The sequence below is a fragment of the Candidatus Accumulibacter contiguus genome (assembly GCF_036625285.1).
Lineage (GTDB): Bacteria > Pseudomonadota > Gammaproteobacteria > Burkholderiales > Rhodocyclaceae > Accumulibacter > Accumulibacter contiguus.
The window spans coordinates 1,999,591-2,017,963 of record NZ_JAZKUC010000001.1; the positions used below are offsets into that span (position 1 = coordinate 1,999,591).

General features: G+C 59.2%; 18 protein-coding genes and 1 pseudogene. 4 read left to right on the top strand and 15 right to left on the bottom strand.

Going from position 1 to position 18,373, the window contains the following annotated elements:
• Positions 1 to 302: 302 nt before the first annotated feature.
• Entirely contained in the window at positions 303 to 980 is a 678-nt protein-coding gene (locus V5B59_RS09795; protein WP_332351846.1) for a hypothetical protein, read from the top strand.
• Between the two features lie 124 nt (positions 981 to 1,104).
• On the opposite strand, the gene tnpC (V5B59_RS09800) is transcribed toward V5B59_RS09795, so the two are convergent.
• From tnpC (V5B59_RS09800) to V5B59_RS09810, 3 genes are all read right to left on the bottom strand, one after another.
• Positions 1,105 to 2,685, bottom strand: a complete 1,581-nt coding sequence (tnpC, locus tag V5B59_RS09800) for an IS66 family transposase (RefSeq protein ID WP_332351847.1) — start codon at positions 2,683 to 2,685, stop codon at positions 1,105 to 1,107.
• Positions 2,686 to 3,437: 752 nt separating this feature from the next.
• Positions 3,438 to 3,992 (bottom strand): IS630 family transposase, encoded by a 555-nt coding sequence (locus tag V5B59_RS09805; RefSeq protein WP_248594647.1) that lies wholly within the window; start codon positions 3,990 to 3,992, stop codon positions 3,438 to 3,440.
• Positions 3,949 to 4,440: a helix-turn-helix domain-containing protein gene (locus V5B59_RS09810; protein ID WP_332351848.1), complete on the bottom strand. Its 492-nt coding sequence runs from the start codon at positions 4,438 to 4,440 to the stop codon at positions 3,949 to 3,951. Before V5B59_RS09810 ends, V5B59_RS09805 begins: the two co-directional genes overlap by 44 nt.
• A 252-nt stretch (positions 4,441 to 4,692) precedes the next feature.
• On the opposite strand from V5B59_RS09810, the gene V5B59_RS09815 reads away from it, so the two are divergent.
• A complete protein-coding gene (locus V5B59_RS09815; protein ID WP_332352185.1) occupies positions 4,693 to 5,520 on the top strand; it encodes an IS5 family transposase in 828 nt (275 codons plus the stop codon).
• Positions 5,521 to 5,602: 82 nt separating this feature from the next.
• Complete coding sequence (locus V5B59_RS09820; protein ID WP_332351849.1) at positions 5,603 to 7,588, top strand: putative transposase; 1,986 nt, start codon at positions 5,603 to 5,605, stop codon at positions 7,586 to 7,588.
• Here the strand turns inward: V5B59_RS09820 and V5B59_RS09825 are convergent.
• The 9 genes from V5B59_RS09825 to V5B59_RS09865 all read right to left on the bottom strand — a co-directional run bounded on the left by V5B59_RS09825 (position 7,489) and on the right by V5B59_RS09865 (position 14,201).
• Complete coding sequence (locus tag V5B59_RS09825; RefSeq protein WP_332351850.1) at positions 7,489 to 8,337, bottom strand: hypothetical protein; 849 nt, start codon at positions 8,335 to 8,337, stop codon at positions 7,489 to 7,491. The two genes, V5B59_RS09820 and V5B59_RS09825, sit on opposite strands and share 100 nt — an antisense overlap.
• A gap of 586 nt (positions 8,338 to 8,923) precedes the next feature.
• The gene (locus V5B59_RS09830) at positions 8,924 to 9,115 is read right to left on the bottom strand and encodes a hypothetical protein (RefSeq protein WP_034919799.1); all 192 of its coding nucleotides are present in this window, start codon (positions 9,113 to 9,115) and stop codon (positions 8,924 to 8,926) included.
• Positions 9,116 to 9,287: 172 nt separating this feature from the next.
• The gene (locus tag V5B59_RS09835; protein ID WP_034919797.1) at positions 9,288 to 9,503 is read right to left on the bottom strand and encodes a hypothetical protein; all 216 of its coding nucleotides are present in this window, start codon (positions 9,501 to 9,503) and stop codon (positions 9,288 to 9,290) included.
• A 436-nt stretch (positions 9,504 to 9,939) separates the two neighbouring features.
• Complete coding sequence (locus V5B59_RS09840; protein WP_332352186.1) at positions 9,940 to 10,551, bottom strand: ISAzo13 family transposase; 612 nt, start codon at positions 10,549 to 10,551, stop codon at positions 9,940 to 9,942.
• A gap of 74 nt (positions 10,552 to 10,625) precedes the next feature.
• On the bottom strand, positions 10,626 to 12,242 hold the full coding sequence (locus V5B59_RS09845) for an IS1634 family transposase (RefSeq protein ID WP_332351692.1): 1,617 nt from the start codon (positions 12,240 to 12,242) through the stop codon (positions 10,626 to 10,628).
• A 104-nt stretch (positions 12,243 to 12,346) separates the two neighbouring features.
• The gene (locus tag V5B59_RS09850; protein ID WP_332352187.1) at positions 12,347 to 12,736 is read right to left on the bottom strand and encodes an ISAzo13-like element transposase-related protein; all 390 of its coding nucleotides are present in this window, start codon (positions 12,734 to 12,736) and stop codon (positions 12,347 to 12,349) included.
• On the bottom strand, positions 12,733 to 12,954 hold the full coding sequence (locus tag V5B59_RS09855; RefSeq protein WP_248594609.1) for a hypothetical protein: 222 nt from the start codon (positions 12,952 to 12,954) through the stop codon (positions 12,733 to 12,735). The genes V5B59_RS09850 and V5B59_RS09855 overlap by 4 nt, the downstream gene beginning before the upstream one ends.
• A 75-nt stretch (positions 12,955 to 13,029) precedes the next feature.
• Entirely contained in the window at positions 13,030 to 13,983 is a 954-nt protein-coding gene (locus V5B59_RS09860; protein ID WP_332352159.1) for an ISAzo13 family transposase, read from the bottom strand.
• Positions 13,980 to 14,201, bottom strand: coding sequence for a hypothetical protein (locus V5B59_RS09865; RefSeq protein ID WP_248594609.1), 222 nt, complete (start codon positions 14,199 to 14,201; stop codon positions 13,980 to 13,982). The genes V5B59_RS09860 and V5B59_RS09865 overlap by 4 nt, the downstream gene beginning before the upstream one ends.
• Before the next feature lie 301 nt (positions 14,202 to 14,502).
• On the opposite strand from V5B59_RS09865, the gene tnpC (V5B59_RS09870) reads away from it, so the two are divergent.
• Positions 14,503 to 15,942 (top strand): IS66 family transposase, encoded by a 1,440-nt coding sequence (tnpC, locus tag V5B59_RS09870; protein ID WP_169072211.1) that lies wholly within the window; start codon positions 14,503 to 14,505, stop codon positions 15,940 to 15,942.
• Between the two features lie 459 nt (positions 15,943 to 16,401).
• Here tnpC (V5B59_RS09870) and V5B59_RS09875 read toward each other — a convergent pair whose 3' ends face one another.
• From V5B59_RS09875 to V5B59_RS26200, 3 genes and pseudogenes are all read right to left on the bottom strand, one after another.
• Positions 16,402 to 16,716 (bottom strand): addiction module antidote protein, encoded by a 315-nt coding sequence (locus V5B59_RS09875; protein WP_169071158.1) that lies wholly within the window; start codon positions 16,714 to 16,716, stop codon positions 16,402 to 16,404.
• Entirely contained in the window at positions 16,713 to 17,054 is a 342-nt protein-coding gene (locus V5B59_RS09880) for a type II toxin-antitoxin system RelE/ParE family toxin (protein ID WP_169071159.1), read from the bottom strand. Before V5B59_RS09880 ends, V5B59_RS09875 begins: the two co-directional genes overlap by 4 nt.
• A gap of 31 nt (positions 17,055 to 17,085) precedes the next feature.
• Positions 17,086 to 18,360: pseudogene (locus V5B59_RS26200) on the bottom strand (tyrosine-type recombinase/integrase).
• Positions 18,361 to 18,373: the final 13 nt, after the last annotated feature.

The window sequence follows — 18,373 nt, forward strand, 5'->3', positions numbered from 1 at the left end:
GTGTCGCCACGGCGCCGCTTCCTCATGCTACCGGGGCGTACGGACAACTCCCCAGACGGGACTTAAACCCGCTAGACTTGCTGCTGTTACTGCGAACGGTCAAGTCTTGCAATCATGCATCCATGCCCAACCCTGCGCTCCAGGCGACCGGCCGCATAAAGCCGCGGCCATCGCCTGAGCTTTCACGTTAGCCAGCATCATTCGCCAATAGTATTGCGCCCGCACCAATCCAATCCAAACCATTTATTGGCCTGACGGCACATATTCTCCTGTAATGTGTCCGTCGTTACCTAGGAGAGAGCATGACTACCTCAGCCGAAAACATCACGTTCATTCTTGTGCGTGGCGTCATCGCGCTGGCTATTGTAGGTGTTGGCTTTTTCTGCATTAGCCAGGGGATTCATTATTTCGCGCTTCCTCGCCTTGAAGCTGAACAAATCCACCTGTCCTTTGTGGGGCTTGAACTTTCCGCCAACGGGTTAGGGGCAGTAATATTTAGAACCGGCGTCGCCCTTTGCTTTGTTGGAAAGAGGGCGGCGCCAGCGCGAATTGAGGCACGACGAAGTACCGAAACCGTTGGCTCGAACAGCGAGATCCCTCGTCCATTGCCAGTCCAAAGTGCAGTGGCGGCACCTTCAATTCTCTCCTCAGATTCGCCTGTTCCCTCTAAATATCTGCAGAAGGAGCCGATCACCGCTGGTACCCCGCCAACCGATCCACCTGAGTTGTTACTGCGACAGGTCGCTCCTCAGTCACGCTCGGGAACTGAGGTATCCCTTCTGGGAAGGGAATTTTCACCTGCGCCAAGTCTCCCTCTCTACCCCCGCCCACCGGAACATCAAACTTCGTCTACCTATTCCTCTACGAAAACAACGGATGAATCTGTGGTGTTCGGGGGTTTCGAAAACAAGGACCGCCGGAATCGCAGCGATTCCGAGCCCCCACCTCCTCTGGATCCTCTGGATGACATGCGCTTTTGACTAGCGCATCTGTCGAGCAATCCCCACGCTCCCTCTTGAAGGCAGCGAAGAGATTGAAAATGAAACGCGACGCTACCGGTGCCAATGGGCAAGTAAGCACAATGGCGGTAATCGTTCACTCCCCCTATGCTGCTGCCGGGATGGCTGGGAGCGGCGGGAGCGGCAAGCCCTTGCGCGCGGCTGCGATGACGGTGCCGAGGTAGCGCCAGGAGGATGCCCCACGACGGCGGCAGGTTTCGATGACGCTGGCCAGGAGCGCGAAGGCGCGAGACCCCGCTTCGGAGCGGGTACCGTGGCTGATGTGGCGTGCAATCACCCAGTGGCGCAGCGCCTGTTCGGCAGCGTTATTGGAGAGTGGCAGAGGGGGCTCGGCGACCGGGCGCAGGATCACGTCCCAGTCGTAGAGAAATTCGCGCACGACGCTGCGTAGCGCCGGGTGGGCATCCATCCAATGCGCCTCGCATAGGTGCCGGAGCCGCGCGATGTCGACCGCGTAGCGCACAGGCAGCCCTTCCGGCGGCGGATCGATCCTCGCCGCGTAGATGGCGTCCATCAGCGTTTGCATGAGGCCTTCCATTTCCTTGCCGACCCCGGCCACCCGTCTATCGGTCGATTCGGCCAGGCCTCGCAATTTGCGCATCAGATGCGGCCAACAGCGCAGGCGGTTTTTCCAGGCGCGGTAGACCCCGTAGCCATCGCTGATGAGAATGCCGTGATAGCCGTCTTGCAAGGCGTTCTCCAGAATTTCCGCGGTGCGCGGGCCAATGAGGAACCGCACCGTGTGGGTCGTGACCAAAGCCCACAGCCACAGCAGCAGGCCGGATTCCTTCCATGAGGTTTCATCCACATTCAGTTGCGGCGCCTGCACGAGGTCCGCTACCAACCTGTCCTCCAGCGGGAAACTGGCGCGCCCCGCTTCCCGGATCGTCTCGTCGATCACGCCGGTGCTCAGCATCAGGCCGAATAATTCCATCAGCCCCTCGCGAATACGCGCCCGCGACAGGCGCATGCGCAGCCCGAGGAAGACGAGGACTCCGGCCAACTGGGGGCCCACCAAGCGCCACTCGCCCAGCTCGACCTTCTCCCACTGGCTGTCCGGCGGCGCCCGCCAAGGCTGCGCACGGCTGACATGACCACAGGTACACTCCACTTCGAGCAGGAGATGACGCGTGACACGGAACAGCAGCCCTATCCTGCCTTCTGCCGGCGGGGCAATGTCGATTTCGTCCCAGCCCGTGTAAGCCTCTGACTTGGCGTCCGCCGCCAGCGCTAGCCCACACGCCGCACAGTTCTCCGGTCGGTGCTCGCAAGTGGCGGTGACCGTCAGTTTCTGGGTACGGCCAAAGCCCTGACTGCCGAGCGGCTTGCCGGCCTTCTTCTTTGCCGCCTTCGGCGCTGAGGGGGACTTCTCTTCCGATTGGGCCGTCTCTTCCCTTACCTCCCCGGTTTCCGTCTCCCCTTCATCCGCTTCTACCGGGTTGGTCTCGCTTGGCGAATCCTGGCCCACCTCCGCGTCGCTGGCTCTCTCCCAAGGGGCCTGGCTCGTGGGCGGGCGCGAGCTGTTGTCCGGGTTTTGGTTCAGCCGATCATGTAACTCTTTGACGTCGTCCAGCAAACGCTTCGACACCTCCAGCAATCGCTCCGCCGGCAGCTTCTTCAGCCACTCGTCGTTCATTTGCAGAAGGTCGTGCTTGCGCAGGTGCATCGCGTCGTGTCGTCGTTACGTTACGCCAATTATGACATAGAACTTGCCGCTGCGCGTGAATTTTTGCGGGGGTGTGAACGGTTACGAAAGCTCTCTATATTTAGGGGGCGAATCTTTACGTTATGGAATAGAGGCATGCCCCAACACCTCTTGCCCGGACACTACGTATAAAGTATCTCCATTCACTAATCGCCCTATTATTCCAATCTTTAGTGATCGAAAACACTCGCAGTTGGAGCGAAACCCAAAACGGTGAGTTCTAACATCAAGTACTAAAGTGGCTCGTCCATTTTTCTTAAGCGTCAGCCATGGCTGCTCCAAGTCCGCTTCACACGGAAAGTAATCCCGGATAGCAACAACAATGCCGTCAGCATCGTTACGCAGGGTAAACGTTGGATCTAACGAAGTGGAGTCGCAAGATGCAAAATCAATCAACGACACGCCTGACAACAGCGTTCCCGTAGATGAGACCGGTGACCGCTCTTCCTTGCACCCTAAGAAAAACAGCACCCCAAAAAGAAATACTACGCTCAGTCGCATTGCTATATTCAATTTGTTACCCGGCCAGATGGGGTAAATGTATCCCACCTACCGGGCTTCCCGATATCAGGAAATCGATTAAATGGAAAACCATCACCTACCGGAGGATATGGTTTATCAAGATCAGTTCCCCATGGGGTAGTCCAGGTTCGCTCATCCGGGGCGACCACAATGCCGTCTCTTTCCTTGGCTAGTCGCTCGGCAATAAGCGCTCAGCAAAAAGTCATCCGATATTTAGATCCGAAGCCGTCCAGAATTTCTGTGACGTCGGCCTCCAGGAGAGCGGCGCTCCTGGCTTTGAACGCCATCCACTCGTACTTCATCTTGTGCCAGAGCTTCTCGATGCGGTTCAACTCCGGGCTGTAAGGCGGCAGGAAGTAAAGCGTCAGGCCCTTGCCCTTCAGTAAAGCCAGCAGAGGCTGGATTTCCTTTGCCTTGTGGATCGAAGCATTGTCCAGGATGACCGTCAGAGGCTTTCCGCTGCATTCCAGAAGGAGACCGAGGAAGCCACCAAAAGCAGCCGCGGTCGTGGTCTCCCAGAACTTGGCGGTGAACAACGTCCCGTTCGAGATCAACGCACCGAGCACATTCAAGCGCTTTCCGCGCTCGGCCGTAATGAGGTGAACCTCTCCCTTTTCGGTCCACGCCGTCCGGTTGGGTTGCGCCTGTGCAAAGCCGGCCTCGTCCACATATGCCAAATTGGTTTCGCCAGTCCTTGATTTTTCAACCAATTGCTCTATTTCTGCCTGGGCTTCCCGGAATTTCATTTCGTCCCGTTTTTTTTAGACTATGACGGGTCCTTTTCCAGACGTAGCCTTTCTCTGTCAACGCGCTTTGCACCAGCCACACCGACACCTGTACGCCATGCTCCTCTAACAGCCGGTTCCTCAACTGAGGTGCCGTACAGGCCTCAGCCGTCGCCCAAGCGCAGAGCACCTGCTTATGCGTTTCCGATAGCTTGCGAGGTGCGCCGCTGCGCGGCAGGTCGCGCAGCCCGGTGACCCCTCGTGCCAGCCAAGCATCCCGGTGGCAGGCCACGGTCTCTTTATGAATTTTCTGCGCGGTCACTACGGCGCTGATCGACAGCCCCTTGTCGAGGAGGAGTACGGTCCGCGCTCGCCGGCGTTCGCGCCAGTCGCTGCCGCGCTCGTCGATCTGCGTCAACTGGCGGCGTTTTTCCTCAGTGAGGGCTAGGGTCTTGGCTGTGCGGGACATCGCGAGGCTTCCGGAAGGTGGGGGTGGCAAGTATACAGGCATAAAGCGGGGGACTTATCTGGAACCGCTTAGAGTTATCTCCTTGCCCTGTTCTACAAGCATCTAAGATCACAGGCTCTTTAGGTTTAGAGCGTGTTAAAAAACCTAACCTCTTGATTTATAATGATGGCTCATCCGGAAGGCGGGAAGAGAGGCCTGTCTGACCCGGGAAAATATTCCATCCGTTTAAACACGCCATTATCTATCCATTATATGAGCAGAGCAACCTACGATTCCGATCTGACGAACGAACAGTGGAAAATAATAGAACCGTTCTTGAATGAACGCCATCCGCTCGGGTGGGGGAGACCTCGTCTCGTGAACACACGAGAGGTGGTCAATGCTATTTTTTATCTCCTGAAGACCGGATGTCAATGGCGGAGTTTGCCTCATGACTTTCCCCCATGGCCGGTCGTATTTTACTACTTCAAGAAGTGGCGTAACCAAGGGACCTGGGCGCAATTGAACCAGGCGCTGACCCAGCAGTGCAGAGAAACTGCGGGACGCGATCCCGAACCGACTGCTGCCACGATCGACAGCCAGAGTATCAAAGGAACCTCCGAATCGGGAGGGGAGGAAAGCGGCTTTGACGGCGGGAAAAAGGTCAAAGGGCGAAAGCGTCATATCGTAACGGATACAATGGGTTATGTGATTGGCGCCACGGTTCACGCGGCCAACAAAGCGGATACGACAGAGGCCCCGAGTGTGGTCACACCGGTTTTCGCCGTGCATTCAAAAATACGAATTTTATTCGCTGATCTTGGCTATCAGGAACCTTTTCGAAAATGGTTGAAGGACACTCTGAATATCAAAACGGAGGTGGCACCGAAAGAGCCCGGCTTCAAGCCGGCGCGTAAGCGTTGGGTAGTAGAAAGAACATTCGCTTGGATTAGTCGGCAACGACGAATGTCTCGTGACTACGAGCGTACCACGGAATCTAGCGTGGCGATGATTTATATTTCTATGATTAGAATTATGTTAAAGCAGCTTTCACCTGTTCCAAGTCCTTGGCATAGCGCGTCTTCCATTGTTAAAATATAAAACATAATCAAATATGGTTTTTTAACACGCTCTCAGTCGTCAGACGCTGCACAACTATCGCGAGAGCTATCGGCTATTTGGGGTGAATGGTCTGCTGCATGGCTACAGCCCGAGCCGCAGTGTGAGCAAAGAGCGGCAAGGTCGGCTGCATGTCGGCCAACGTCGGCCCGGCTCAAAGGCTCGCGAACTCGAAGCCTTCCGACGTACCGAGAAGAGTCTGACCGAGGAAGTGACCCAAGAGGAACTGGCGTGGGATGGCGAAGCGACGGCGAGCTATGCGCTGGAGGAGACGGCCATCGAAGAGGTCGTGCGAGTCGATCGGCCGACTACAGAAGAGGTCTTGGGTGTCGATCCGCCGACTGGCGAAGCGATGCCGGTGGGGGATGAGCCGATCAGCTCGGCAGCAGCGGAGCAGCTCTCACCGGAACGTGCTCCCGCACCCGTGATCGAGCTTCCCTATGCGGATCACCATGACTGGGAAGCCAGCCGCTATGCCGGCATTTTCCCTGTCTTGCTGGTGCTGATGAGCCAATGGCAGTGGATGGAACGGCTCTTTCGGCTGTTCGGCCACGGTTGGCGGATTTTTCACGTGTTCGTACTGATGGCGGTGCGCAACATCCGTTCCATCGAGCAGCTCAAGCATGAGCGGCGTGAAGAGGCGGGACGGCTCCTGGGTTTGGGGCGGCTACCCGCTCTCGACACGTTGTGGACCTGGTTCCATGAGGTCGCCGACAAGTCTCGGGCCGGGGCGCTGCTGAAGGAATTTTTCGCTGACCAGATCCGCTGCGGACGGGTCGGCGCCCGACTGTGGTTTACGGACGGCCATCTCTTGCCTTATACCGGACAGGAGAAGGTGCATGCAGCCTGGAGCACGCAGCGGCGGATGCCGATGCCCGGACAGACCAATCTGGTCCCCTGTGACGAACGGGGGCGCATCGTCACTTTCGAGATTCAGGAAGGCAAGGGAGACCTGCGCGCCCAGATTCTGAAGCTCAGCGAGTATGCGCGAGAACAGTCACTGGGAACCCCGCCGGTGCAGGTCTTCGACCGGGAGGGCGACGGCCTGGAATTTTTCAGCAAACTGGTGCGCAGCCGTACGCCCTTCATCACCTGGGAGAAGAACGCCAATCAAGCGCGGCTCATGGCCTTGCCGGCGGCAGACTTCACCCACCGCGTGCAGATCAACGGCACGGAATATCGCCTGCTCGAAGAGACTCGAGCGTGCCTCTACTCACCCGAAACCGATCCCGACACCGGCACGGTCGAGCCGGCGCACGCTTTCGACCTGCGCCGGCTGGTGTTGTGGAATCTGCGCAGCCATCACCGCATCAGCGTGCTGTGCTGGGAGGGTGACCTTCAGCTCTCGCCGGAAGTAGTGCTCACCGCGATGCTCAGTCGCTGGGGCGCCTCGGAGAACACCTTCAAGCACATCAAAGCGCGCCATCCCTATCATTACCATCCGGGTTTTGGGCTCGCCGAGAGTGACAAACAGGACATTGCCAATCCTCGGATCAAGGCGCTTGCGCAGCAGATCGCGACTATCCAGGGGCATCTCGCCAAACTCTACAAGCAACAGGCCAAGACTCAACCCCGCTTCAATCAGGATGGCAGTGAGCGCAACAACAGTCGGCACCGGCGACTCGCTGAAGCCATCACCGTGAGCGAAACGCAACTCAAACCACTCCAGTCCGACAAGGCCCAGTTGCCCGAGCGCGTCGATGTCGCGGGGCTGTCCGATTACCGCTCCTTCAAGGCCATCGACAACGAAGGGAAAAACCTCTTCGACTTCGTCACCAGTTCGGTATGGAATGCGCGTCGCCAGCTTCTCGATTGGCTTGACGACAGCTATGCCAAGGAGAGCGATCGGGTGGACCTCCTCTACGCGATCTTCAACTGCCATGGCTGGATACGCAGCGACGAGCGCTGGGTGGTCGTGCGCCTGGAGCCGCTACAGCAACCCGCTCGCCGCTATGCCCAAGAACAACTGTGCCGCAAGCTCACCGGCCTCGGTGCCAGAATCCCCGGCGGAAAATGGCTGCGCATTGAGGTCGGCCACTCTCCGGTATGAGTTGCCCATCGCCTACGCATTGTCCAAAAATCGAGGGAGGTTTGAGCCGATTCCGGGAGGTCTGAGCCCTGGGTCTTGAGCGTATTGTTGTTCTCATTTTCGATCTTCCAGCGACTGCGCCCGGCCGCGACGAGGGAGACCACGTTTTGCTCACTGACTCGTTCGGAGGTGGCCCAGGCGTTGCGGTACAGTACCTTGCCTTCGGCATTCGTGGTGGTCAGTTCACACCAACCCACGAGCAGGGCGTCCTGCCCATCGCGCAGCGGTAAGTCATTGAGCCAGCGATAGGTATCGGTCAGGCGCTGTTTTCCGGTCCAGCGCGTACTGACCTGCGTAGGGATCTGCCCAGTGCGTTCGAAGTCGGCGATCCACTCGTAGAGCAAGGGATGCGAGGGGGGCAGGCAGACGAAGACAAACGCGCAGCCCTGGGCAAGCACTGCTTTGCAGAACGGCGGATGACAGTACAGATCGTCGCCCAGCACGGTGGTGCCCCAAGCGGCGATCTGTGGCCCCCACTGTTGCAGCCAGCGGGTACCCGCATTGAGTTCGCAGTCCTGCTTGACCAAACCGTCTTGAGGCCGGATGAATTCCGGGGGCAGCGCAAATACCGCCGATTGTCCCGGGGCCACGATCACCGGTGTGAGCGCGCTGTGGTGGTACTGGGTCTTGCCGTTGGCCAGTGTCCGCGTCGAGCACCCCGGACAGTGGATCGACTCGGAGCAGTGATATTCGGTCCCGTCCAGCGCCACGAGCAGTCGTCCATCGGCCGCGGTAGGGTTCCAACGAACCGTGCTGGTGCAGTGCTTCGACGAGATCGACAAACACCGGCGCGAGATGAGCGGGCGACACCGGATCGAGCAGGTTGCAGATCTGCTGGGTACTCGGAATCTGATGCACGCCGAATAGCGAACTGGCGTTGTTGCACCCGAGTTCCTTTTGCATCCGCTGCTGATCGTCCAGAAACGACGGACTTTGCATGAAAAACACGGAAAAGGCGCTCAGCCCGGGGTCTCCCATCACGTAACGCTGGTGGTTGCCACCCCGGCGTGTGTCCGGCAGGCTGAACAAGGCCTCGCGAATCCGTGTCACCACGTCAGACACCGAGAATTCAGGGGTATCCGAGGTCGCAGAAATAGCAGGTTTGAGAACCATAGGGGAGTCTTCCAGTACGCTCAAAAAAGCCTTCATAATACTACGGGATTAAATTTGGAACTGCTGCAGCCGGAGCGTGGGAAGGGATAGTGTTTGTCTCTTGTGGCATAATGAGTGCTCCTTGTTGTAGAAGTTCTTGAAGCCGCGCGGGCAGACCGGGCGGCTTTTTCTTTTGGGTGGTCGTCAAGCCCTGGCCAGCGCCCGCACGGCGTCGGTCAGTTCGCGCAGCAGCGCGTTGGTCTCGTCCTGCCGGCGTGTGACTTCGGTTTCCAGGTTTTCGATGTGGCAGACCACCAGAGTCATGTTCTCGGCGATCTGCTCCACTTGGTTCAGCAAGAGCAGGCCGACCTGGAGCGAAGCCGGGCAAGCGGCCACCCCTTTGTTTTCGACCCTCGCGGCAAGTGAATCTTCGGCGGCTTCCAGTAGGTGATGTGATAGCCGTTGAGCAGCCCGGCCATCTCATTGATGCCACCGTTTGGAAAAACATGGTTGTCCGGCATCGAAGCTCCGCCTGTTGCCGGGGCGCGGGGGGTTTTTCCGGGTGCGATCATGCCGTCACCTCGCCGGCAATCAGGCGATCTACTGCGGCTTCGTCCCACAACAGCCGCCGGGAAGGCAGCTTGACCGGCACCAGTTGAAAATAATGCCCGTGTCGGCAGAAACTCGCGCGCAGAGTCTGCGGCTTGACGGCCAGCCGGCGGGCGGCGGCTTCGGTAGAAAGCTTTGCACCAGCGCGGGGGCTAGGTGCGGCGGTTAGGTTCATTCGACGACTCCGGTTGGGTGAAGTCGTCGTTTTATTTCAATACATTAATCATATTTTACCGTGCGGGAAACGGGAACACGTGCGGGAAGCTTTCTTTTCACGCGGGAAGCTTCCCAAGCCTTCGCCACTCTGCGCAGCGGTTCCCGATGCTGCCAAGAGTCACGGTATGAGGGTTTGCATCGCCGTCGATCCAGCGCAGCGAATCGCGGTTAGGTTGCGAGGCTGAAATCACGTCTCTCCGTCCGTTTTTCTTGAGCCAGGCCATGATGCTCCTCGCGGTAGGCTTTGCCCCGTGGTCACTGACGATTCGCTGCCAGTTCTCCAGCACCTCAGCCTGCCAGGCCACCAGCCCAGTAGTGGCTGGCGTCGTCGTCAGCGGCGCGGCTTCCCCGAACGTCCGAACTTCAAGGAACGCCCACGAAATAACTTCCCGGTTTTATGCTGTTGAATTTGGCAGGATGGTGTAATTCCATGGGGGCAGTAGTGCATCGGCGACGATGCGCAGGGATGCCTTGAGATCAAGCGCCGCTTTCCGTCCGGTTTCGTAGACGCGATCGATAATATCGACGGTGACCTGAAGTCCAGTTCGAGTCTGGGTACGCTCGATCAGTTGTTTGACCAGAGGCACGCTTTCAAATACGACGCCTTCGCAAGCGCGCGTGACATGGGGGAAGACGCGGTGCTCAATCGGATTGTGCTTGGAGCAATACGGCGGGAAGTGGGCGATCCGAATTTCCAGCTTGAGCCGATTGGCAAGCGCTTGCAAGTCCTGCTGAAACAACGGCGAGCGTGAGGGGTTGCTGCCACCGCCATCGCACAGAATCAATATCTTATCGGCATTGGGATGATCGTGACGTCCGTGCAAAGACCACCAACGTTCCACGCTGTCACACGCGAACTGCGTGGTGTCATGACTCGTGCCCAGATTGACATGGGCTTTGTTCAAACCGATGTCGTACAAGCCATGCGGTACGACTTTGCCTTCGCTATAGCTGGGAAAGTCATGATCCAGCACGGCCAGGGTCTCTCGGGTCGGATCTTCCCCCAGCCAGCAAGCGCAGTTATGCTGTAACTATCGGTTTTTGTTAAAAAAATAGCCGATGCCGCAAAAGCGGCGCCTGCCTACGCGGCGAGCTTGTCGGCTTTGGCCTTGAGCGGGAAGGACAGACCGATGGCGCTGAGGATTTTGGCCTGTTGATCGTCCGGGCGTGGCAGATGCGTGTGACGCTGACCGTTGCGGTCGGTGGTGTAGAGATAGGTCAATCGTCCGAGGGCCACCAGGGCGTCGTCCGGGGTGATGGCGGCGGGGTCGTCTTCGGTGCTGCCGAAGGTCTGCCGCAGAGCCGCTTCAAACCGCCGCGTGATTTTTAAGGCCAGCATCGCCACGAAGACATGCGCCTTGGTCCGCTCGGCCTTGCGCAGGAAGATCGGGCGAATTTCCAGAAAGGTGGTTTTCACGGTGCGGAAGTTGCGCTCGACTTTTTGCAGATCGCGATAACGCGCATCGACCGTCTTCGCGTCCATCAAGGTGAGCGGCACATTGGTTTCCAGCAGATAGCAGCCGTCGAGCAGAGCGTCTTGCTCTTTGGCCTCCTCGTCGATGGTACAGACAATGACGCGTTCTTTCAGCGTCAGGGTGACAAACGCGCTGAGCTTGTGGCTCTTGGTCCAGCGCTGCAAGGCGGCCAGGCCTGCTGCCGCGCTGGCGCGCTTGGAGTCCTTGACGAAGGCATTACGTTCGGCGACCTTCGCTTGCAACTGCGCCAGCTTGTCCTCCCGCCGACGCTCCTCGCGCACCCGCACAGTCTCGTTGCGGCGCACGATCAGGCGTTTATCGTTGTGCTCCACCTCGCACAGATGCGCATCGAAGAGATCCGTCTGCAGCACCCCCTCCTTGAGGAAGGTGCGTATCTGCGCGTCCGTCAACGCCGTGATATAACGGAAGCCCTGTACCGACAGCGCGGCTTTCCCCTTGGCCTTGATCATTCCCCGATCGCCGACCATCACCACCTCGGCAATGCCGAATTGTTCCTTCAGGATCGTGATCTGGCTGGCCACCGTCGTCGGGTCCGCGGTATTCCCTTCGAAGACCCGCACGGCCAGAGGCTCCCCGTCCTCCGCGGTCAACAAACCGATGACGATTTGCGGCTTGCCGCGCTTGCCGTCGCGGTTGTAACCATATTGCCCCAGCTCGTTGCATTCCCCTTCAAAGTAGCTCGAAGTGACGTCGTAAAGCACCAGCACGGGCGGTTGGCCCTGCGCCTTGACATAGGCCTGGTAAAGCTCCCGCTCGATGCGTTCCTGCTGGCTCGCCAGCCAGTCCAGCGCGGCATAGAGGTCGTCCTCATCGAACGCCTCCACCGCCAACACATCGGCCACCGTGTGCTGTTTCGCCCAGCGTACCGCCGACAACCGCGAGCCACCATGCGCGATACGCGCGAGAATCAGGAACAGGTTGAGCTTGCTTTCCGCAGCGCTGCCCAGCACCCGCGTGAGGCCCACCTGGTCGGCCAACTGCTTGAGGGCAAACAGCACCCCAAAAATCTCGCCGCTGGTCATCTCTCCCGACCAGTCGTCGAATTCGCCCTTCACCAGACGTTCCATGGCGACGATTCGTTCCGGTGCCCAGTTCGTCAGATTGGCGATGGTTCGTGTGCAGACTTTGCCTCCCTCGCGATAGGACTCGCGAAGCAGGATGGCCGGCCTGGACTTTCGGTTGGGGACGCGGGCGATGTACATGCCGACAATAATAGCCAATAGCACATTGTTTGTAAATAGCTATTATTATATTTACATGCCTACATTTTTGCCGATTTTCTGGTTTCTTGCCATGAATCAACGACTTACCTCAAGGGCTCCGGGAAGGTCCGTCGGGTGTAAAGCGTGCCGTTCCGGTAAAAATTGCCGAGCATCTCTTTCTTCTTGGTGTCCATGGAGAGTACGGGCTGACCAGCCGCCAGGTACGCGGCCTTGAGCGCTGTGATGTTTTCAAACTGCGGGTTGCGCTCAGGGTGCTGCTTGAACGACGTCTTCTTCTGCGCCTGACGGCGAACAAAGCCATGCTGCTTCAGCAACTGGCGAACAATCCGGCAACTGACCGGGGTTCCCGTCGCGCTAATGCGCCGGGCAATCTCCGGCTGGCGCAGATGGGTCCAACGAATGGCGTGCTGCGGACAGCCCGCCGTATGCTCTCGAACGACGTCCAGAAACGTCGTCGATAATTCGGGCGTCAGGTCGAGCTTACGCTTCCGCCCACCGCCTTTTTTCGGAGCTTATCCCCCGTCGCCTCTTCCGCTATGTCCAGGTCGGCCAGTCCTTGTCGGATCGTCTTGCTATCGATCTCAAACAACTGCGCGATGTACTGCTGGCCCCCATGCCCCAACTTGTCAGACTCCACCGCCGCGTACCGGCGACGATCCTTTTCCGATAGTCGCCGATAGAATTCCTTCATTCGCCGCTCTACGTCTTCCCGGTAATAGCCCACGCTGCATTCCCTTTGGAACGCCCACGAAATAACTTCCCGGTTTTATGCTGTTGAATTTGGCAGGATGGTGTAATTCCATGGGGGCAGTAGTGCATCGGCGACGATGCGCAGGGATGCCTTGAGATCAAGCGCCGCTTTCCGTCCGGTTTCGTAGACGCGATCGATAATATCGACGGTGACCTGAAGTCCAGTTCGAGTCTGGGTACGCTCGATCAGTTGTTTGACCAGAGGCACGCTTTCAAATACGACGCCTTCGCAAGCGCGCGTGACATGGGGGAAGACGCGGTGCTCAATCGGATTGTGCTTGGAGCAATACGGCGGGAAGTGGGCGATCCGAATTTCCAGCTTGAGCCGATTGGCAAGCGCTTGCAAGTCCTGCTGAAACAACGGCGAGCGTGAGGGGTTGCTGCCACCGCCATCGCACAGAATCAATATCTTATCGGCATTGGGATGATCGTGACGTCCGTGCAAAGACCACCAACGTTCCACGCTGTCACACGCGAACTGCGTGGTGTCATGACTCGTGCCCAGATTGACATGGGCTTTGTTCAAACCGATGTCGTACAAGCCATGCGGTACGACTTTGCCTTCGCTATAGCTGGGAAAGTCATGATCCAGCACGGCCAGGGTCTCTCGGGTGTAAAGCGTGCCGTTCCGGTAAAAATTGCCGAGCATCTCTTTCTTCTTGGTGTCCATGGAGAGTACGGGCTGACCAGCCGCCAGGTACGCGGCCTTGAGCGCTGTGATGTTTTCAAACTGCGGGTTGCGCTCAGGGTGCTGCTTGAACGACGTCTTCTTCTGCGCCTGACGGCGAACAAAGCCATGCTGCTTCAGCAACTGGCGAACAATCCGGCAACTGACCGGGGTTCCCGTCGCGCTAATGCGCCGGGCAATCTCCGGCTGGCGCAGATGGGTCCAACGAATGGCGTGCTGCGGACAGCCCGCCGTATGCTCTCGAACGACGTCCAGAAACGTCGTCGATAATTCGGGCGTCAGGTCGAGCTTACGCTTCCGCCCACCGCCTTTTTTCGGAGCTTATCCCCCGTCGCCTCTTCCGCTATGTCCAGGTCGGCCAGTCCTTGTCGGATCGTCTTGCTATCGATCTCAAACAACTGCGCGATGTACTGCTGGCCCCCATGCCCCAACTTGTCAGACTCCACCGCCGCGTACCGGCGACGATCCTTTTCCGATAGTCGCCGATAGAATTCCTTCATTCGCCGCTCTACGTCTTCCCGGTAATAGCCCACGCTGCATTCCCTTTGCTGTTTTCAGAACAACCAAGCAAGCAAGTGGCATGCCCGAGCGCACAGTCAAAACGGGAAGTTATTTCGTAGGCGTTCCTTTGCTGTTTTCAGAACAACCAAGCGTAACTACTCAGGAGTCCTCCGCCAAGCGGACAGGCTGAAGCGTGGCGACGCTCAGGTACTGGAATTTTTGCTCAGAGCGAACGTCCAAGCTTTCAAGAGAACCCAGCATTGACCTCGCAATGGATAGGCTTCGTACAGGTGAGTGGGCATGGACGAGATTCCCGACCTTGAACGACTGAGTGTTGCCGAGAAGGATGATCTGATCCGCGAGCTTTGGCCCTTACGTGCGCTGGTGCGGCAGTTGAGGGGAGAAGTGGAGAAGCTGCAGGCGAAGGTGCAGGAACTGGAAGGTCGAGGGGCCAAGAATAGCCACAATTCGAGCAAACCACCGTCCTCGGATGGGCTGGCCAAGCTGCCGGCCAAGCCCCGTTCGCTGCGCAAACCGGGGCAGCACCCGAATGGCGGACAGCCGGGGCATACTGGACACACGCTCCAGAAGGTAGAAAAGCCGGATCGAGTCGTCGTGCATTTGCCCGCGGCCCACTGCCACGCGTGCCAAGGCCCCTTGGGGGAAGCGACGATGGCCGAGAGCCGGCAGGTGTTCGATCTGCCGCCGTTGCGCTTTGAGGTCACCGAGCATCAAGTTTGGGCGGCGACCTGCGCCTGCGGCGAGGTGTGCCGTGGCGAGTTCCCGGAAGGCGTTTCTTCGCCGGTCCAGTACGGGCCGGCGGCGTTGGCGGCAGCGGTGCATCTGACGCAACACCACATGATGCCGGTGCAACGCACGTCGGAGCTGATGGACGATTTCTTCGGACTGCCGATGGCCGAAGCCACGGTACTCGCCGCCTCACAGGAGGCCGGGGTCCGGCTGACGCCGACGGTGAGCACCATCGGCCAGGCCCTTCAAGTCGCCGATGTCGCGCACGCCGATGAGACCGGGCTGCGTGTCGCCGGCTCGCTGCACTGGATGCACGTCCTGGCGACCACGCTGCTGACCTGGGTCGCCTGCCATGCGAAACGCGGCAAGCAGGCGTTCGATGCCCTGGGAATTCTGCCCGGCTTCCTGGGCACCCTCATTCACGATGGCTGGAAGCCTTATCGTGACCTCCTCTGCAAGCACGGTCTGTGCAATGCCCATCACTTGCGCGAGCTGACCTACCTCTTTGAGGATCTCGGGCAAGCCTGGGCCGGCCGCATGATCGATCTCCTGCGGACGGCCTGTCATGAGGTCGGTCAGACCGGCGCGCCGCTGCCGGAATCCCGCCGGGCGTTCTTCCTGTCCCGCTACGCCGACATTCTCAGTGAAGGGGAAGCCCTCAATCCCCGGGCTCCACCCTCGGGCAAACGCGGGCGTCCCCGGCAAAGCAAGGCGACGAACCTCCTCCTGCGCTTGCGCACCTACACCGACGATGTCTGGCGCTTTGCCACGGATCCCGGCGTTCCGTTCACCAACAACCTGGCCGAGCAAGCCGTGCGCATGTCCAAGGTCAAACAGAAAGTCTCCGGCGGCTTCCGGACCAAGAAGGGGGCCGATGCCTACTGCATCATTCACTCGTATCTCGCAACCATGCACAAGCAGGGCGCCAATCTCTTCCACGCCCTGATCCTCACTTTCCAGGGCCAGCCCCCTCAGCCTCGCCTCGCTTGAGCTTCGGCGTGGTCGCCCTGAGTAGTTACAACCAAGCAAGCAAGTGGCATGCCCGAGCGCACAGTCAAAACGGGAAGTTATTTCGTAGGCGTTCCCAAGTGCACAGCCAAGCTCCGAGAGAAAAGTTCGCGCCTCGCCTTGGGTCAGCTTGAAGTCTTCCGAGCTTGCGCCTCAACGCGGCCGTGATACTGCGCTCACATTTCAAGCGCTTGAGCATGAACCCATCAGACGCCGGCCAATCTGCATCCCTTGGGGGATGCGGGTACACGGCAGCCGCTATGGTCCCAGGCAGCAGCGCGGCGTCAATCATTCCTTCGTCACCCGGCAACCAGACGATTGCAGTTCTTCTTGGTTTCACTGCGGCATTCCTTCACTGCGCTCCTTCGTTTGGGGTGCCGCACCAGCCGGGTGAAGGGTTCCCGGTTTTCTCCCCGTCGAGATAGGCGCGGCAAAACTCGGTCAGGCCGGATGTTCTCTTCGAGCCACAGCCAAGCGCAGGCCGGCGGCAGACAGAACGGCCAGCAAGGTTTCGAGTGTCGGGTTGCCTTTGGGGGAAAGTGCTCGGGAAAGGCTTTCGCGGCGCAGGCCAGCGCGTGCAGCTACCTCTTGCATTCCTTGGGCATGGGCGACGTGGCGCAAGGCGCGCAACAGGGCTTGCTTGCCGCCGGGTTCCTCTGCTTCCTCCAGTGCTGCGGCGAGGTATTCATCAGCAAACGCCGGGTCTTGGCGCAGCAGTTCCACCATTGCATCATCGTGGGGGCGGGCGGCTTTCATGGTGCATTCCTCCTTTGCCAGTCCTGCCAGTAGCGGACGGCGGTTTCAATGTCGGCTTGCTGGCGGCGCTTGTCGCCACCGATCAGGAGCAACAGCACTCGCCGGCCGGCTTGGGCGTAATACACGCGGTAGCCGGGGCCGTGGTCTATCCTCAATTCCCATACGCCATCGTTCAGGGGCTTGTGGTCACCAAAATTGCCGGCAGCCATTCGTTGCACCCGGACGGCCACCCGTGCGCGGGCATTCCTGTCCGCCAGCTTTGCCAGCCATTCCTGGAACGGGTCACGTCCGTCTGCCGTCTGATAGTCGAGAAGATCGAACACAGGTTCGTAACGCATATGTTACAAAAGTTCCGCAGTGGAGTAAAGCTCAAACCACGACACGTAAGCGCGCCTCGGCTTCGGCGGGCTGCTCGATACCTGCCTCGTTGAGAATCCATGCCTCAATCTTGGTGTGCCACATGCGCAGCAGGTCGAGCGGGCGCACACGGTAATGCTTCTCGGCGGTCGCGCTTGGCTTGTGGCCCATGATCTGCGCCGAGACTCCAGCCGGGCATTCCACCCATTCGGCGAGGGTGCCAAAGGAACGGCGCAGGCCGTGAATGCTGAGTCCTGGCAGACCGGCAGCGGTCAGGGCCTGTGCATGATGCGCGGTTCCTGAAGCCTTCCAGATGCCGCCGTGGGGCTGCTGAATACCCATTCATTGCGACGGGGCAGGGCGGCCAGTAGCGTGGCAACGTAGGGCATAAGCGGGATAGTGCGCTCGCCCTCCACCTTGTCCTTGATCGTCATCGCCTTCCACTGGAAGTCCACATCTTCCCATTGCAAGCCGGCCACCTCTTCACGGCGCGCGCCAGTCAGCAGCGCAGTCTGGAGATAGGCGGCGATGACGGGATTCTGAATCTGGCGCACGGCGGCGAACCATGCCGGCAACTGCTCACGCTGCAAGCAATCGTCCTTGGCGGATTTCTTCGGCAGTTCGTCGCGGGCCATGCGGGTGATGCAGGCGTCGGGCCGTACTTGGTCCCGGTACTCGGGGCGATCGCTGCACCAGTTCAGGAAAGCGCGCAGCAGAGAAAAGGCAAGGCGGGTATGGGTCGGGCGCTTGGCGGCTTCATCCTGAAGCCAGACGCGTACCCGGTCAGCGTCGATCTGCTCCAGAGGAAGCGTTAGCAGCGGGCGCAGAATGCCCGGCAGCGTCTTGTCACTGTCGCCAGGGTGCCGCCCTTTGGTGCGTGCTGACGGTCGCATGGTCTCCGATATGGCTCTGACTCCAGCGCGGGGCGCGCGCTGCAAGGTAGGCTTGCCAGGCGTCGAGTGCTGGCGTTGCGATACGCTCCGACTCGATACGCTTCGCCTCTGCTTCGGCACGCTTCGTTTCTGCTTCAACGATGCGGTCGCGCTTCTCTTGGCGCGGGTCGATGCCTTGGTCAATCATCGTTTGCAGCCGGCGCGCTTCGTCGCGTGCGGCTGAGAGTGTCCATGTGCGAATGTCGCCGATGGTCACGCGGACAGTTTGCCGGTTCAGCTTGGATTCAAAGATGAACGACTTCGCGCCAGCGGTCACACGAACGGCCAGCCGCGGCGCGTCGGTATCCCAAAAGAAGGATTGTGCTTGCCCCTCTGGCAGCGTCAAACGGCGGATTCATTCAGGCGTC